We start from the raw sequence: 1,130 nt of genomic DNA, 5'->3' as shown, positions 1-1,130 counted from the left end.
TTTCAATCAGTGCGCCACGGGTGGCGCCCAGCGCCTGCCAGTTGCGCTCGACGATCTCCTGGCCCTTGTTGCTGTAGCTGCGCGCGATGGCATCCTGCAGCTGTTGCAGCGCCACGTCGCTCGGCAGGATCTGCGTCAGGTGGAAGAACGCCATCTGCATTACGGTGTTGATGCGCGCGCCGAGCCGGCATTCGCGCGCCAGCTTGGCGGCGTTGATGATATAGAAACGCGCCTGGCGTTGATGCAGCAGCGCCTGTACCTCCTGCGGCAAGCGTGACCAGACCTCGTCGGCGCCGTAAGGGGTATTGAGCAGGAAGGTACCGCCGGGTTTGAGACGTTCAACCATCTGATACTTATCGATAAACTGCAGCTGGTGGCAGCCGACGAAATCCGCCTGGCTGACCAGATAGGCCGAATTGATCGGCTGCTCGCTGACGCGCAGATGCGACACCGTCAGGCCGCCGGCCTTTTTGGAGTCGTAGACGAAATAGCCCTGCGCATACAGCGGCGTGGCGTTGCCGATGATTTTGATGTTGTTCTTGGTGGCCGAGACCGAACCGTCGCTGCCCAAACCGTAGAACAGCGCTTCCAGCGAGGCGCGCTGCGGCAGGATTTCGTCGCTCAGCGGCAGTGAAAGCCCGGTGACATCATCGAAGATGCCGACGGTAAAGCGCGGGCGCGGCTGCGGCTGGGCCAGCTCGCGAAACACCGCCAGCGCACAGTCCGGGCCGAACTCTTTCGACGACAGGCCGTAACGGCCGCCGATCACCCGCGGCAGCGTGGCGCGCTCACCCCTGCTGTAGGCCTCCGCCAGCGCGGTCATCACGTCCAGATACAGCGGTTCGGCCAGCGCGCCCGGTTCTTTGGTGCGATCGAGCACCGCGACGTTGCGCACGCTGTCCGGCAGCGCGCCGAGCAGGTATTTGGCGGAGAACGGCCGGAACAACCGGACTTTCAGCACGCCGACTTTCTCGCCGCGGGCCAGCAGGGTGTCAATCACCTCTTCGCAGGTGCCGGCGGCGGATCCCATCACCACCACCACGCGCTCGGCCTGCGGGTGGCCGTAATAGTCGAACGGCCGATAGTGGCGGCCGGTGAGGGCGGCGAAGGCCGCCATGGCGTCGATCACT

1 protein-coding gene is annotated in these 1,130 nt (G+C 64.6%); it reads right to left on the bottom strand.

The genetic code is table 11. The features are described 5' to 3' along the window. Positions 1–1,130 (bottom strand): 2-oxoacid:acceptor oxidoreductase family protein (locus tag AB0H42_RS35840; RefSeq protein ID WP_357064352.1); only part of this gene is annotated, 1,130 nt, incomplete at both ends.

It is taken from the genome of Nocardia sp. NPDC050799 (genome assembly GCF_040654015.1).
Taxonomy (GTDB): Bacteria; Actinomycetota; Actinomycetes; order Mycobacteriales; family Mycobacteriaceae; genus Nocardia.
Note: the sequence above shows the minus strand (reverse complement) of the source record. Positions and strands in the feature narration are given on the sequence as shown.